Source organism: Halorhabdus sp. SVX81, assembly GCF_029207715.1.
Taxonomy (GTDB): Archaea; Halobacteriota; Halobacteria; order Halobacteriales; family Haloarculaceae; genus Halorhabdus.
The window spans coordinates 1,733,750-1,749,173 of sequence record NZ_CP104322.1; the positions used below are offsets into that span (position 1 = coordinate 1,733,750).

At 60.6% G+C, this 15,424-nt stretch carries 15 protein-coding genes; 5 read left to right on the forward strand and 10 right to left on the reverse strand.

What is annotated here, in order from left to right; translation table 11 throughout:
- From SVXhr_RS08600 to SVXhr_RS08635, 8 genes are all read right to left on the reverse strand, one after another.
- Complete coding sequence (locus SVXhr_RS08600; protein ID WP_275736806.1) at positions 1–1,737, reverse strand: RICIN domain-containing protein; 1,737 nt, start codon at positions 1,735–1,737, stop codon at positions 1–3.
- Positions 1,734–2,735 carry a hypothetical protein gene (locus SVXhr_RS08605; protein ID WP_275736807.1) on the reverse strand — a complete coding sequence of 334 codons (1,002 nt, stop codon included), beginning with the start codon at positions 2,733–2,735 and terminating at the stop codon, positions 1,734–1,736. The genes SVXhr_RS08600 and SVXhr_RS08605 overlap by 4 nt, the downstream gene beginning before the upstream one ends.
- The gene (locus SVXhr_RS08610; protein WP_275736808.1) at positions 2,729–3,406 is read right to left on the reverse strand and encodes a hypothetical protein; all 678 of its coding nucleotides are present in this window, start codon (positions 3,404–3,406) and stop codon (positions 2,729–2,731) included. Before SVXhr_RS08610 ends, SVXhr_RS08605 begins: the two co-directional genes overlap by 7 nt.
- A 2-nt stretch (positions 3,407–3,408) precedes the next feature.
- Positions 3,409–3,852 carry a hypothetical protein gene (locus SVXhr_RS08615; protein WP_275736809.1) on the reverse strand — a complete coding sequence of 148 codons (444 nt, stop codon included), beginning with the start codon at positions 3,850–3,852 and terminating at the stop codon, positions 3,409–3,411.
- Positions 3,853–3,883: 31 nt separating this feature from the next.
- Positions 3,884–5,926 carry a type II secretion system F family protein gene (locus SVXhr_RS08620; RefSeq protein ID WP_275736810.1) on the reverse strand — a complete coding sequence of 681 codons (2,043 nt, stop codon included), beginning with the start codon at positions 5,924–5,926 and terminating at the stop codon, positions 3,884–3,886.
- Entirely contained in the window at positions 5,923–8,451 is a 2,529-nt protein-coding gene (locus SVXhr_RS08625) for a type II/IV secretion system ATPase subunit (protein ID WP_275736811.1), read from the reverse strand. Before SVXhr_RS08625 ends, SVXhr_RS08620 begins: the two co-directional genes overlap by 4 nt.
- Positions 8,452–8,562: 111 nt before the next feature.
- Entirely contained in the window at positions 8,563–9,708 is a 1,146-nt protein-coding gene (locus SVXhr_RS08630) for an aminotransferase class I/II-fold pyridoxal phosphate-dependent enzyme (protein WP_275736812.1), read from the reverse strand.
- Positions 9,705–10,193 (reverse strand): Lrp/AsnC family transcriptional regulator, encoded by a 489-nt coding sequence (locus SVXhr_RS08635; RefSeq protein WP_015790580.1) that lies wholly within the window; start codon positions 10,191–10,193, stop codon positions 9,705–9,707. The genes SVXhr_RS08630 and SVXhr_RS08635 overlap by 4 nt, the downstream gene beginning before the upstream one ends.
- A gap of 106 nt (positions 10,194–10,299) precedes the next feature.
- Here SVXhr_RS08635 and SVXhr_RS08640 point away from each other — a divergent pair, with 106 nt between their 5' ends.
- The 5 genes from SVXhr_RS08640 to SVXhr_RS08660 all read left to right on the forward strand — a co-directional run bounded on the left by SVXhr_RS08640 (position 10,300) and on the right by SVXhr_RS08660 (position 13,720).
- Complete coding sequence (locus SVXhr_RS08640) at positions 10,300–10,614, forward strand: hypothetical protein (RefSeq protein WP_015790579.1); 315 nt, start codon at positions 10,300–10,302, stop codon at positions 10,612–10,614.
- Positions 10,615–10,672: 58 nt separating this feature from the next.
- Complete coding sequence (locus SVXhr_RS08645; RefSeq protein WP_275736813.1) at positions 10,673–11,254, forward strand: thioredoxin family protein; 582 nt, start codon at positions 10,673–10,675, stop codon at positions 11,252–11,254.
- A 91-nt stretch (positions 11,255–11,345) separates the two neighbouring features.
- Positions 11,346–12,290 (forward strand): mechanosensitive ion channel family protein, encoded by a 945-nt coding sequence (locus tag SVXhr_RS08650; RefSeq protein WP_275736814.1) that lies wholly within the window; start codon positions 11,346–11,348, stop codon positions 12,288–12,290.
- A gap of 68 nt (positions 12,291–12,358) precedes the next feature.
- Complete coding sequence (locus SVXhr_RS08655; protein WP_275736815.1) at positions 12,359–13,021, forward strand: O-methyltransferase; 663 nt, start codon at positions 12,359–12,361, stop codon at positions 13,019–13,021.
- A gap of 96 nt (positions 13,022–13,117) precedes the next feature.
- Positions 13,118–13,720, forward strand: a complete 603-nt coding sequence (locus tag SVXhr_RS08660) for a chemotaxis protein CheC (RefSeq protein ID WP_275736816.1) — start codon at positions 13,118–13,120, stop codon at positions 13,718–13,720.
- Positions 13,721–13,803: 83 nt separating this feature from the next.
- Here the strand turns inward: SVXhr_RS08660 and SVXhr_RS08665 are convergent, their stop codons facing one another.
- Together SVXhr_RS08665 and SVXhr_RS08670 are read right to left on the reverse strand one after the other, a co-directional pair.
- On the reverse strand, positions 13,804–14,217 hold the full coding sequence (locus tag SVXhr_RS08665) for a universal stress protein (RefSeq protein ID WP_275736817.1): 414 nt from the start codon (positions 14,215–14,217) through the stop codon (positions 13,804–13,806).
- A 128-nt stretch (positions 14,218–14,345) separates the two neighbouring features.
- Positions 14,346–15,377, reverse strand: a complete 1,032-nt coding sequence (locus SVXhr_RS08670; RefSeq protein ID WP_275736818.1) for a HAMP domain-containing sensor histidine kinase — start codon at positions 15,375–15,377, stop codon at positions 14,346–14,348.
- Positions 15,378–15,424 lie beyond the last annotated feature (47 nt).

The window sequence follows — 15,424 nt, forward strand, 5'->3', positions numbered from 1 at the left end:
TTATTCATCCTCGAAGACAGTGCGATAACTTTTGTCGTCGTACCAGTATCGGAGACCGACTGTTGTCTGAATTGGGTTCCCCCCACCTCTGAGCCCACGGAGTTGAATTTCTACTTCTTCATTCCTCGGAATTGAGATGTGAGGAATCTCGACTATTGTCCCGTCTCCGTCCTTCGGGAACGATAGTTTGCCGAGTTCCACGTTGTGGTCCCAACTCCCATCGTTCCCGATATCGACCATCATTTCGGCCCCGTAATTGTTTTCGAGATAGTTCGCCTCCGAATTGAGTAGCAAGTCCGATAGTGTGATCCCCGAATTCCAGTCGTTTTCGACCGTGAAGCTGAGACACTTTCCGGGGTTCTGTTGGTCAAGTTCCCATTTTTGGGAATCATCTATGGAGGTACTATCGTCTTGAACTACATTGCCAGATGATTCAGCAGTTAATGCTTTCCCGCTGTGATCGGCGATGATCCGATACGTGCCGTCGCCGTTGTCTTTGATCTCCCAGTGCTGATTGTTGCCGTTGTTGTACTCCCATTGATGTACGTTTGCGCCATCAGAGCTAGAAACACCTTCGACGTCAAGGGCTTTATCCGTCGTATGAGCCGGCGTTAGCCGATAGATGTCAGTTCCTACTGTAGTTATATTCCATAATTCGTGGTCATTATCGCTAAAGCCGCCATGCTCAACGTTCTCCCCATTACCTGTATTCGAACTTTCAACTTTTAGTACATTATTACTGTCTACATTCGTTATCTTGTATCGTCCTTCTTCAATAGCGTCTGGTGGAATATAATTGCAGGACGGGTCAGTATTCATGCTGCCCGTATCATAAGTCAGCCCGGACACCGTAATATTTCGTGACACGGTTCCGATACCACCCTCGTCGTCAACGACTTTCAACGTCACATTGGTTTCGCCGCTTCCAAGTGATGTGTTGTAGCGTGCCCCCTCATTAGACATATTCACCGGCGGGCTTACAGTCTGATTGTCGAATATCCAGTGGTAGGCGTCGATCGTTCCGTCCGGATCTCGACTGTTAGAGGCGTTGAATTGGATCGGCTGGCCGCTTTGGGGAAATGACCGATTGAGCGTGAACTTGGCGATCGGCGGCCTGTTGAACGGATTCAGCACCCGGCCGGTCGAATGAGGGTTGACTCCTTTTGCGATGCCGATAGAGAGAGTCTGGTCCATCGGGATGACGCCCGAGGTTGTCGATGTCCCGCCCGTCCGCGTCGCGGCGAGCGTGAACGTCGTCGAATCCAGACGATCTATCGAAACATGGACGTTCGAATCATTGTGGACGGGGAACCCGCGGACGAGGTTCTCCCCGCCGCGTGCCACATCAACCTCGAGACACGTATTCGCCGACGAGACCAGGGGGCATTCCCCGGGCGGTTCAAGCGAGACCGAGTACGTATCCGACATCACTGCGGCCGGTTGATCGACGCGTAAGGTCGCCTGCTGGCTATCGCCTCCGAGGCGGGCAGCATCTTCGAGCTGGGTCGCCAGTTCCGTGCCGACGGTCTCGATTTGCTGGCGTGCGCCCGCCTCCTGTTGGTTTTCGAGATACCCGTTAGCGGCCAAAATCAGCCCGAAGATCAACACGGTGGTCATGCCGATCGACAGCGAGTGAGTCACCGGGGTCGAAAGCCCCCGGTCGTCGTGGCGTATCGATCGCCCGCCGTGGGCGGGCATCGGCGGTTCAGGCTCGCTGTGGCGGTTGGTTGAGTTCATGTGTTCCCTCCGTAGACAGTGATATTTCGTTGCTGAGCGTACTGGATGGCGCTCGATCGGTACGTGAGATTCACAGACCCGTTCCAGACGGCCGGCGTGCTACAGGCTGGTGTGGACGTGGTCTGGCAGTCCGGGAACGTGAAACTCCACTGGGGAGGAGTCGACCATACTGTTTCCGTGACGATCGAATACGTCCCGTTGATCCGGTTCCCGTTCTCGATCGAAACAGTATACGGCGATTCGAGATGGTCCTCGATGCCAGTGAACGAACACTGATCGAACGCCCCCTCCCCGTCCACCAGATCGACGAGGACACGCCCACCCGTCGCCGTACAGTTGGCTGTTCCAAGAGTTCCCGTCGAATCGCTGACAGCAACGCTGAGATTGTTGCCGTTGCCGGCCTCCGAACGGTTCATCGAATATTCGAGAAATTCGGTTGTGTCTCCAGTGACCGTGATATTTGCCTGGTCCGCACTCACGTTCCGAAGATCGACGTTCAGGAGATACCAGCCGATATCGGTTTCTTGGCCCGACTGGATGACGTCCCAGTCGTGGTTGTTCGAGTTTGTCGGATCAGTGAAGTTTCGGTTCGTCGTCTGGAGGAGTCGCGTACCGTTCCTGAGTGTCTTCCGGTATGAGACGTTCGCATAGACGGTTCCCGACGTGGCGAACGAGCGGCCAAGCGCCGCGCTGTAGTTCCCAATCGATTGCGTGACGTTCTCGGTAAGGGCATCCACACCCCGGTTGTACTCGGCGTGGTTGACCCGAAGCATGATCGACCGACTCGTCTTGCCGGCTTCGAAGGCAAACCCATCGACGTTGTTCACTTCTGCCGAAACACGTTGCCCGTCCGTATTCTGGGTGAACAACACCGTGTTGACGACCAGCGACAGGACGACAATGACGACAGCCAAGACGACCGCCCCGACTAACAACAGTTGCCCGCGTCGATTTTCGGGGAGCGCTCGCCATCGGCCGGCGCTCGATTCGATCACCATACGATCAATCGCACCTCCAGGACGTTGTACACAGACCCGTCGACGGCGTTGGGTACCGGGTAGTACCCGCTCTTTCCAGGCTGCGGATTCTTGGTAGGATGAGTATCATATTGCCATAGTTCGGCCGTCCCGGCCGAGTCAGCGGTCAGCGTCATGTTGTCATACAGCACGACGCGCTGTGACGCGATGACCGAGCCCGTCGAGGGCGTCCCCTGGGAGGCCATCGTCACCGACCCGGTTCCGTTCGAGGGATCGGGCTGCAAGTACGACACCTCCACGTTGTACAGCCGACCACGGGAGGTGAATGTCTCATTCAATATCTGCCCGAGTTCGCCCGGAATCCGGGTGGTTCCGTAGCCGATGTCGGGGTTCACAGCGCCGCTAAACGTGCGTTGACTCTGTGACCAGTTTCGGACAAGTTCCGAGAGCGGTTCCTCCTCAGCCTGAGACGCGATCAAGAGGGTGTCCTCAGCCTCTTGCTGCAGATCGGTGCGGACTGATGAATCGATCGCGCCTCCGGTCGTTGGCGTGACGACGACGACCTGGACGGCATACAACAACGCCGTGATGACGAGGATCGCGCCGATCAGGCCTTCGAGGGTAAACGCCTGTCCGCGGTCGCTCTCTCGTGACCGCTCCTGTCCGGCCGGTTTGTGGGTAGACCCGGTCATCGTTACCACACCTTGACGATCAATCGGTACGCTGGCTCGGTTGACCCGGGAACGTCGACGGAGACGATCCGACTCGACTTCCCAAATTCGTCACGCGTGACGGGGTCCCCAACCATGGCGACCGGGGCCGACCCGTCGAGATATTCGACGGTAACGTTCAGATGCATCGACGAGCCGACGCCGAACCGATCTTTCAGGTCGGTCGTCGAGAGGCTGAACAGCGCCATTGCGTTGGTTCCGTTCAACGTGTTCGGCTGTGCCGGCATCGAGAGATTCGACACGATGGTCGATGTGACCCGATCAGCGGCTGCCTGTTCATTGGCGCCGACAGACGACTCGAACGGCGTCAACAGTCCCGGAATGAGCGACAGCACGAGGACGAACCCGAGCATGAAGATACTGATTCCGAGGACGAAATCCTGTAACGTCTGTCCGCGGGTATCCATCGGTCGCTGTCTTCCCTGGTCTTGCCCCATGTTACCCCCCCACAGCTATCCACACCACGAGCGAGACGGTCATCAGCGCGACGGCGTATTTCAACCCGGAGATGATCCGGACGTTCCGGATATACCCGGCGATGACGGCCGAGAAGATGGCCTGCAACGAGACGGCGTGGAAGAACAGCATCGACAGCATGTCGTTGCTGGGCATGCTCGAACCGAAGTCCTGGCCGCCCATGGCCTCCCCGCCGGAGCTGGCGGTCTGCTGGGAGAGGCCGGCCATCGTCTCGAAGAACTGGACTTTGAGCATGGCGATGACACCGAGCAGGGTCAGGAACGTCATGATGATGATGACGACCTGCATCCGTGTCCGTGACTTACGATCCCGGTCGATGTCGTCCTGGTTCTCGCTCGCCTGGGCAGCCGTCGAGAGGACGTCTTGAATCTGGTTCGAGGCCTCCTGGGCCTCGCTAATGAGCTTGACCGTCCGACTGAGTCGTGGGACGTGATACTTGTTGTTGAATTCCCGGAGTGCCTGCTTGAGGTTCGTCCCGTAGTTGACCTTCCGGTGCATGATCGAGAACTCGTCGGCCAATCGGCCGGATGAGGTCTGGGCGACGATATTCAGCGATTCAAGCAGGGTCATCCCGGTCTCGTTTGCGCTTGAGAGTTTCCGAAGGTTCTCCGAGAGCTTCCCAATGACCGACCGACGATAGCGGACGTTCCATTCGTGGAAGATCGCCAGCGGAATGAAATTGATATACGCCGGCATATACAGCCAGAAAAACGTCCCCTGGAGCGGATTAGACTGCATTCCCGCCAGGGAGGTGGGTGCCCAGCCAATCACGACGGTGAACACGAGCGCAACCAGCGTTATGGGAATCGTCACCGCCAGCACGTATGGCGGGTTGTCGCGCAGGAAAATGTGGGGCGCTCGCAGTATCTCGATTACCTGATGGGTCCCCTCCCGGCTGTTGATCCGATCGAAAATGCTGTAACTTCCGGTGTACTGCTCGATCAGGCCGAGACTGAAGAGGTTGGTCTCACCTTCGATCTGGGCGCGCTTTTTCGGGTCGTCCGGGAGCAAGAAGCCGTTGCTGCTTTCGTCCGAGGTAACCGTCGAGACGAGTACGAGGAACGCGACGTTGATCATCGGGATCAACCCGTAGACAGTGATGTACATGAGATCGGTACTCGCGTTGCCCATCATGCTCATGACGACGAGGATGATGATCAACAAAAGCGGGAACAAAGACAGCGTCATGTACATCTCCCCGAACAGTTCGAGGGTTTCGAGCATGCGCTGTTGTTCCTGTTTGCTCGTGCGCATGTACTTGTTCTTCTGATCTTCGAGGAACGACGTCATGTCCCCGCCGGAGTCGACGATCGAGAGCATGTCCGTCAGGAACTGACTCAGCTCGTCGCTCGGCGTCTGGATCGCTTGATTGCGAATCGCCGTCCGGTAGTCCGTGTCGAAGTAGGTCGTCTCCAGGACGATACTCTGGAACTCCTTTGCGACCTCGCCGTAGGTGTCGTCGGCCGCCGCGATCGCTTCAAGGATATCGAGTTGGTTGAGCCCGCCGACCGACAACGCGTACATGAACGAGACCGCATCGGAAAGCATGACGTTGATCTCACGCTCGCGAGCACTCGCCCGGAAGTAGGGAATCGAAACGAGCGAACCGAACCCGACCGCAAACCCGATCGTCCCGAAAAACAGTCCCGAGACGATCATCAGGAACGGAAGCTTGAGTGCCTGGACTATCGGGAGAATACCCTCGGGGAGTCCAAGCCCAAGAAACGACGGCATTTCGCCGGCAAATAGCGTCGCCACGAGGAGATAGCCAAGCAGCATGCCGACGAGCCACAGTGATGTTCCCGCGATCGTGCCCACGGCCAGGGCCCGTGAAAGGAACATCTCGACGTTATCTGCCATGCGCGCTTCCGCCAGTTTCGTCTCGACGTTGGCGACGAAGTCACCGTCCTCGTCGAACAGGCGGCCAAAGAGGGGGTAAAACATGTCGCCAAGGCCCCCGGACTCACCGATGGGTGACCCCCCGCGTCGCGTCTCGAGGCTCATTCCTCTTCGACCCCGTCGGAGCCTGCCTTGGGCACGAACCGGCCGAAGTCGACGTCATCGTCATCGTCCTTGGCGCTCCCGTCGTCACTTTCGACATCGGTCAGTGCGCTCACGATGTCCGTCCGGGCCTGCTCCTTGTAGCGGTCGAACAGCGGCGTGGCGTTTTCGAGGACATCCTCGGCCTCCGTCAATAGCTCGTCCGGCGGATCCGGTCGCGGAACCATCTCCTCTTTGGCCGGGTCGACCGTGATCTGGACGGATTCCATTTCCCGGAGGTCCTCCAGGCTGTGATCGAGTTGATCGTTGGCGATCAGCGTCATGATCGTCTTTGGATCGTTGATGAACGCCTGCAGCGTCGCGGCCACCTCGGTGTAGGTGTTCAGGCCCTGCTCGATGAGATACGCGAGGACGACCTTCCGCATGAACAGTTCCTCGTCGAGGGTGTCCTGGTCCCACCCGCGGTCGAACTTGATCTCCTCTAAGGTGCTCGAAGAGCCCATCTGGAGGAACTCGTCGGACTCGGCCTGCCACTGGTAGACGTCCCTGACGTTGATCTCGTCGTTTTCCGGGGAGTACTCGTTGATCTCGGTCAACGTCTTGTTCCGGCGGACCTTCCGACCCTGCACCCGGGTCTGGGTCTGGATCGAAACGAGATCCAGCGCCGTAAACAGCGTCTTCGAGACGTTGATCGGGTCGGTCGTGAACCGTTTGATGACCTCGCCGACCGTGTCGGCGTGGAACGTCGAGTAGCCGGTGTGACCGGTCGACATGACCTGGAAGAGGTCACGCCCTTCCTCGCCACGGACCTCGCCCATGACGATGTAGTCCGGGCGCTGGCGGAGCGCGGCCTCCAGCAGGTCGAACTCGTCGATGTCCCCTTGCTCATCCTCGCCGAAGGAAGGCCGGGTCACCGAGGCGACCCAGTTGCGCTGGGGGAGTTCGACCTCGCGGGTGTCCTCGATCGAGACGATCTTGGCGTTGCTGGGGATGAAAAGCGAGATAGCGTTCAGCGAGGTCGTCTTCCCCGACGCCGTGCCGCCCGCGAAGATCATCGACTTGTTGTTCTCGATGGCAAGCCAGAGAAACGCCATCTCGTCCAGGGAGAACGTGTTCCAGTTGATGAGGTCGACCGGCGTGAACGGAACGTCCTTGAACTGACGGATCGTGTAGTTGGTCCCGTGATCGGAGACCTCCCGTCCCAAGGTGAGCTGGGCACGCGAGCCGTCGGGCAGCGTCGCGTCGACCTGCGGCTGGCGCTTTGAAATACCTTTCCCTGATCGCTGTGCGAGTTTCACCACGAAGTCGTCGAGGTCGCTCTCGCCGTGCTCGACGTTGGTGATGATCTGCTCGTAGTCGGTGTGGTAGGCGAACACCCGGGAGTTGTACCCGTCACACGAGATGTCCTCGACGTTGATGTCGTGTTTGATCGGGTCGATCTTGCTGTAACCGATGTAATCACGCTTGAGCAAGTATAGCAGCTTCTCGACCTGGTATTCCGAGAGGGTGTCGGGGTCCTCTTCGAGGATCGCCGGTTCCGGTCGCGCCGCAATCCCGTCGAGCCCATCCGATTCCTCGGCTGGTTCGATTGCCTGTGTCTCGGTATCCATTCCCACGAGCTGTTTGAGCCAGTCTGTCGATCCCGTTCCCGACTCGATATTGTCGTCGTACACGTCGTAGCGCTGCAGTAAATCCTGGGCCTCGCGTTCGATGACGGCGGCGCGATCGGCGTCCTCGTCTTCGACCCCGACGCCCTCTTCGGCGTACTTGATCGCCGTCTTGAGTTTGTTCCCGAGGAACTCCTTTAATTCGCGCTCGATGTCGTTGAGCGCCGGTTCGACGACGTAGTACTTGCGTTCGTTCTCCTTTTTCGAGTGAAAGAGGACGACACAGGCGTAGGGCTTGTTGACCCAGTAGCGCTCGACTTCCTCGAAGTGACGCTTCTTTTCCATCGGGACGGCCCGTTCGAGGTCGTAGCGATTGACGACCGTCGTGTTCCCCTCGACCGTCGAGAAGAACGCGTCCTCGTCTAACTCCTCGTTGACGTCGACGGTTCGCTCCTCGACGAGGTCTTTCAATTCACTCGCGCGGTTCTGGCCATGACTCAGGCGTCCCACCGTCTCGTCGGGATCAAACCCGAGGTGTTGGCTTTTGTCGAAGGGGATTTTCTCCCCGTCCGTCCGTGGGTGGGACCCGTCGGCGTCGTAATAGTACTCCTGTTTGAAATGTTCCCAGAGATACGTCCCCTTGACGACCGGGGTGGTCTCGGGATCGAGGAACGCCTGCCAGTGGGTATTCAGGGTTCTGGCGTCACTCGCCCGCGCCGTGAGAAGGTCGGCAGTCCGGTGTGGGTCGAATCCGAGGTACTCGCTCCGGTCGAACGCACCGCCGTCGTGGAACTCACGCCGAAAATCCACCCAATCATAGGCGTCTTCGTCGTCAGTTTGGTCGTCGTCGCTGTCCCCAAGCAGCGAGGTGGCACGAGAGCGAAGCTTATCGCCCCCACCATCTTTGTCATCAATTGCCATTGCCCTATGTTCTCTCACTCATACGAAAAAAGCTTACGTAAGACGGATGTCACGTCCGCGTCAGACAGGCCGTATTTTCGGGTCGTCGATTAGTACCACCTAAAAGATCAGTCAGGAAATGAACGTCTCAAAGCGGGCCAACGCCTCTTTTAGATCGCCTAACCCCGTCGCGTAGGACACCCGGAGGTGGCCCTCGCCACCCTCGCCGAAGACGTTCCCCGGGACGACCGCGACACCTTCTTCCTCGAGGAGCGCTTCGGCAAAGGCCTCGCTATCGTCCCACGGTGACTCCGGGAAGGCATAGAAGGCCCCGCTCACGGGGAAGCAATCGACACCCATCTCCTCGAACCGGGAGAGGACGAACCGGCGTCGCCGGTTGTACTGGTTGCGCATCTCGACGACGTCGTCCTCGCAGCGTTCCAGCGCCTCGATGGCCGCATACTGGGGCGTGGTCGGTGCCGACAGCATCGTGTACTGGTGGATCCGGTTCATCGCGGCGATCACGTCCGGCGGCCCCATCGCGTACCCCAGCCGAAGGCCCGTCATCGCGTAGGCCTTCGAGAAGCCGTTGAAGACGATGGTCCGCTCGCGCATGCCGGGTAACGTCGCGACCGAGGTGTGCTCGTGTTCGTAGCTCAACTGGGCGTAGACCTCGTCGCTCAGGACCGTGAGATCGTGCTCGCGCGCGAATTCGGCGACCGGTTGGAGTTCCGCCCGGGTCATCGTCGCCCCGGTGGGATTGTTCGGGTAGTTCATGACGAGCACGTCGGCCGCGGCCGCCCCACTCGCTTCGAGGACATCCCACGTCAGTTTGAAATCGTCCTCCCGGCGGGTGACCACGTCGAGCGGGTCGCCGCCGGCGAAGATCGCGCCCGGGACGTAGGAGATATACGCCGGCTGGGCCACGGCGACGGTGTCACCGGGATCGACGATCGCCCGCAGGGCCAGGTCGACGGCCTCGCTGACGCCCGTCGTCACCAGGATCTCGTCGTCGGGATCGTACGCGAGGGCGAAGTGGTCGTCGACGTGGCCGGCGATCGCCTCACGGAGTTCGAGTTTACCCCTGTTTGCCGTGTAGGAGGTCTTGCCCTGTTCCAGGGAGGCGATGGCCGCTTCCCGGGCGCTCCAGGGGGCCGAGAAGTCCGGTTCGCCCACACCCAGGGAAATGATGTCGTCCTTCTGCTCGGCGAGTTCGAAGAAGCGTCGGATACCCGACGGTGGAATCGTCCGGGCGCGCTCGGATAGCTCGATGGTCATGGTGAGATCGAGAGACGGTCGTCCTCGTCGCCGTCCCCGAATTCGATGCCGCTCTCCTTGTAGGAGTCCATCACGTAGTGGGTGACAGTCTGGGTAATCTCGGGGATCGGCGCGACCTTCTCGCTGATGAACCACGACACCTCGCTCATCGAGTCGCCCTCGACCTCCATGAGGAAGTCGTAGTCGCCGCTCATGAGCCGCAGCGTCGTCACTTCCGGGAACTTGGCGATCCGATCGGCGATGTCGCCGTAGCTGGTCTCCCGGTCTAAGGTGACGTTGAGTTCGACCGTCGCACGGACGCGCTCGCGGTCGAGACCGTTCCAGTCGACGACGGCCTGGTAGCCCCGGAGTGCGCCGGCCGCTTCGAGATCCGCGATCGTCTCCTCGACGGCGTCTTCGTCCATGTCCGCCATCCGCGCCAGCTCGGTCGTCGAGTAGCGGGCGTTCTCTCGGAGTAACTCCAGGAGTTCGTCGCGACTGTCCATACACGGGATCCGGCGAGGATGGCCAATAAGGTTTGCTGTCTCATACGGGCCCGCGCGGCGACCGGAGACCGTCGGTTTAAGGTGCCGACTGCCCTACCCGTCGAGCATGCAGCAGGCTAATCACTCGCCCTCCGGCTGGGAGTTCGTCGCGACCAGGGAGGCCGCCGCGTCGCTTATCCGTGCCACAGTCGAGCTCGATCCGGACGAACACGTCACCCGCTCGGAGCTCGCGACGGCGGCCGACGTCCCGATGAAGCGACTATACCTCGAAGACACGGTCTCCGAGCTCGTCGACCTCGGCGTCCTCGAAGCCGTCGACTCCGAGTCCGAGCCCGTCTATACGGTCAACGAGGGGAGCGAGGTCCTCGAAGCCGCGGCCCGCTTCGAGGAGATGGCGACCGAACGGCTCGTCGGGGACTGACGTTGCTCGCCGGTGGCTCCACGTTTTTGTATGCCGGGCCAGTAACTGTCATCGACTCATGACTGCACTCGACTCCGAACGCGAGGCCATCGAACGCGGCGAGGTTGCCCCGGACTTCGAACTCCCCGGAACCGACGGCGAGACCCACGCCCTCGCGGACTTCACCGACCACGAGGCCGTGCTGGTGGTGTTCACCTGCAATCACTGCCCGTACGCCAAAGCGAAGTTCGACCCGCTGAACGAACTGGCGGCCGAATACGACGACCTCGCAGTCGTCGGCATCAATGCCAACGATAGCGACGAGTATCCCGAGGACTCCTTCGAGAAGATGGTCGAACTCGTCGAGGACGGCACGATCGCCTACGACGCCTACCTCCGTGACGAATCCCAAGATGTCGCCCGCGCGTATGGCGCAGTCTGTACGCCCGACCCATTCCTGCTGGAAAACGACGGCGGCGAGTTCCGGCTGGCCTACCACGGCCGGATCGACGACGCGATGAGTCCCGACGCGGAACCGACGACCTTCGAGATGCGAACCGTCGTCGAGGATCTGCTCGCCGGCCGGGAACTCACCGACGAGTTCCGGCCCTCACGTGGCTGTAACATCAAGTGGACGGACGGCAGCGTCCGGCCCGAGTGAGCGTCCCCGACCGCGGAAGGTGCCCGACTCCAGACGACGGTCGCCGCCCCGCAGGGCAACGGTTTTCCCGCTGCCCTGTGAGTCACGGTGTGTGACGCGACGACTTCCGTACGCGCTCGTTTTCCTTGCGGTCGCCAGCGCGAGTTCCGCTCTCGCCGTCGGTCGGATCGGCGTGCCGTGGTTTGACCCGGCCGGGGAAGCCCTGTTCGTCGAGGCGCTGACGATCGTCACGATCCTCTCGGCTGCCTTCGGCGGGTACTGGCTCGTCCTGGCGTATCTCTCGGGCCACGCTGTGGACAAGCGCCGCCGACACGACGCCCGGAACGTGCTTCGGCTCACCTTCGGGATCGTCGCGACCGTCGCGACGCTGGGCGCGCTGACCGACCAGTGGGTCGGCATGCTCGTCTCGCTGGGCGTCGTCGGCTTCGCGGTCACCTTCGCCCTTCAACAGCCCCTGTTCTCGCTGATCGGCTGGTTCTACATCCTGGTCAACCGCCCCTACCAGGTCGGCGACCGGATCGCCATCGAGGACACCCGTGGGGATGTCGTCTCGATCGGCTTTTTCGTCACTGAAGTCTGGGAGATCGACGGCGACCTCGTGTCCACGAACCAGCCCTCGGGCCGGATCATCACCGTCCCGAACAGCGTCGTCCTCTCGAGTCACGTCGTCAACTTCTACGGCGAGGGGGTTCCCTACGTCTGGAATGAACTGTCCATCCAGGTGGCCTACGAGACCGATCTCGACTTCGCGACCGAGGTGATGATCGCGGTCGCGGACGAACACCTCGGCGAGGAGATGGCCAACGAGATCACGAACTACCGCGATCGCCTCGCCGAGACCCCGGTCGAACTTGACGTGACCGAGGAGCCGACGGTCAACGTTCGACAGGCGGAGTCCTGGGTGGAGTTGCGCCTGCGATATCTCGTCCACCCGCGCCGGGGAACCCGTGCCCGGAACGCGATGTACGAGACGATTTTGGAGCGGTTCAACGACAACCCAGATCGCGTGGCGTTCCCGGTCAGCCGGAGTCGGTAACCCCGGACATTCGTGATCGCTCTCGAATGACCGACGCCATTTTGGTATGCGTGGCCCCAAAGAGACGTATGCCAACCGTCCCTGCGTGGATCGAGGACTACGCGACAGTCGTCGGCCCGGAGCCCGATGACGTTATCGAGGAAATGGACGAATACGCGGTAAAGAAGGGGTTCCCGACAGTCGGGCCCGCGGTCGGCGGCTGGCTCGAACAGCTCGCTCGCATGGTCGGTGCCGAGTCCGTCTTCGAATTCGGCTCGGGCTATGGGTACTCAGCCTACTGGCTCGCCCGTGGACTCCCGGCAACTGGCGAGGTTGTCCTCACGGAGATCGACAAAGACGAACTCGACCTGGCAAGGGAGTACCTCTCCCGGGGCGACTTCGAGACCACGATCCACTACGAACACGGCGACGCTATCGACATCGTCGGGGAGTACGACGGCCCCTTCGACGTGGTGTTGATCGACAACGAGAAGACCCGATACCGGGACGCGTTCGAGGCCGTTCGCGAGAAAGTTGCCCCCGGTGGGATCGTCGTCGCCGACAACGCGATCGCCGGCGGCGGGATCGACGCCGACGGGGTCCGCGAACTGTTGACTGGCGAGCGCGAGGCGGCCAACGAGACGACCGAGGGGATCGCCTCGTTCGTTCGGGCAATACACGGTGACCCTCGGTTCGCTGGGTCGCTGTTGCCAGTCGGCGAAGGGGTCGTCGTCGCCACTCGGGTCGAGTGACCCGTCCGATCACGGTGTCGTTCTCGTCGCTGAGAACGACGGGTGCACCACTTATTAGGCAGGACGGGGAAGGGGAGGGTAACGTTCAATTTACCCATGAGTTTGATGATCGACATCCGGAAGCTCGCGTTGTTCAACAAGATGGCCAAGGAGGGCGGCAACACGGTTGCCGACCACCTCTCGACGATGACGGGGATGGAGACCGAGATGGAGATCACCAAGATCAACTTCATCGACGTCCCGGACATCAAGACTCACGTCGGCGACGACAAACAGATCGGGATCAGCATCGAACTCGCGGAACCGCCCCACGGTCACATCCTCTTTCTGTTGAACGCGGCGAGTGCGAAGGATCTCGCTCGCGGGATGATCGGTGACATGGGTGGGAGCGACCCGGATCAGGACGGATTCACCGAGATGGAACGGTCGGCGATCCAGGAGATTGGCAACATCATGACCTCCGGGTTCATCGACGGGTGGGCGAACGTCTTAGAGACCACCATCGACATCTCGACGCCGACGTTCACCTACGGCCCGGGCAGCGGAATGGTCGACGAACTCGTGGGCGAACGTGACTCCGACATGGCGCTGATGTTCGACTCCCGGGTCCAGGCACTGGACTCCGACATCGACGTGAAGGTCTACACCTTCCCACAGCTCGACGAGCTCGTCGAGTTGATGCAGGAAATCGAGGTTTGAGTTCGGGCCATCGCTGCCCCCGCCGTTGTGTCGGCAGGAACATAAGCGCGAAAGCCAGTCGCTTCTCCGGCGTCGATTCGATCTCAGGCCGTGATCGGGGACCGTGGGTCGGCGATGCGGTCAGCCGCAATGCCCTTTCGACGGAGCTGTGCCGGGGTAACCGCCGACAGACATGGGATCACGAGATCAACGGAGAGTTCCTCGGCAGCGGCAGCGATCTCGGTGGCCGGATTACCACGCCGACAGTGTTTCTCGACGGTGACACCCTGGCGCTTGCCTTCCTCTACGAGCGAGCACAGATGGTCACGTCCCGTATCTTCAAAGCACTCGATCAGGACCTCGACACTGCTCAGGGCTGGCTCCCCGTATCGCTGGGTGTCGACCACGTACAGCGCGTGAACCGCTGCATCCTCGCGGCTAGCCAGGTCGAACGCGCGCTTGACTCGCCCGCGCGTCCGGTCAGTGCCATCCGTCGGAATGAGTATCTGTGTTCCCATACTCCACTCACTGTACTCGACTTTCGTAACCAGTGACCATATACCTTACGATTAATAATTAGGAATTCTGGCTGCCAGCAAGTGTCGAATCATCAAATAGACCATCCACGTGTATGGGTCACTGCCAATTAGACTGTGGCCAGTCGAATCGTCACCGTCGTTCCGTCGTCGGTGTCGAACGAAAGCGTCCCGTCATAGGCGTCGACGGTCGACCGGATGACCCATAGACCGACACCGGTACCGTGTTCGAGTTGCGTGATCTCTGATTCGTCGGCGATCGAAGTCAGTTCGTGGGTTGGGATGCCCGGCCCGCTATCCGCGACACGAATCTCGACATCCCCATTGCGGTGGGACGCCATCACGGTCACGGCACCACCACCGTGAACGACGGCGTTTTCGATCGTTTCCCGGAGCGCGTCGGCAAGTTTCTCGTCAGCGCGGACGGACACCCCCTCGGGTACATCCGTCTCAATATTCGCCTCGGGATACTCGTCGCCAAGGTCATCGACGACCGAGGAGACGGTTTCACTCACGTCGACGGCACGTTCGTCGGCCGGATCGTGATCGATCGCGGCCTGGAACTGCCCCAGTTTCTCGTTCATCGACGCCAGTGACGTCGCCTTGGTGGCGATGGCATCGGCCATGCCACCGAGCCGGTCATCGTCGAGTTCGGCGGCCAGCACTTCGGAGTTACCCAGCAGGACCTGGGCGTCGTTACGGAGGTTGTGTCGAACGATCCGGTTGAGGACGGCGAGTTTCTGCCGTTCGCGTGCGAGTTCACCGACCCTGATACGGCGGACATCGTTGACGCCGATGAGGACGTGGGCAACGGCGCTGACACCCAGGACGTCGGCGACGACCGCGGGTGGCAGCGACACTGATGGGCTCGCGGTGACCAAGGCGAGGACGAGGCCAAGAACCACCACGCCGAGGGCGTTCCAGCCAGCCACGCGGAGCACGTGATCGGTCCGGAGCGCGTCGAGAACGACCAGCGCCGCGCCGGCCGCGACCAGCGTGAGGCCAACGACGATCCCGAGACCCGCCAGGGCGAGATCGTACAGCGAAGCGAATCCGTTCCAAACGGCCGACAGCGCGATCGCGAAGACGACGACGCCGGTCGCACTGACCGACGCGCCACTCCCGAGACGGATGAGATCCATACAGTTCGTTGCAACGACGGCTGGATAACTGTGGCGACGCTACGTAT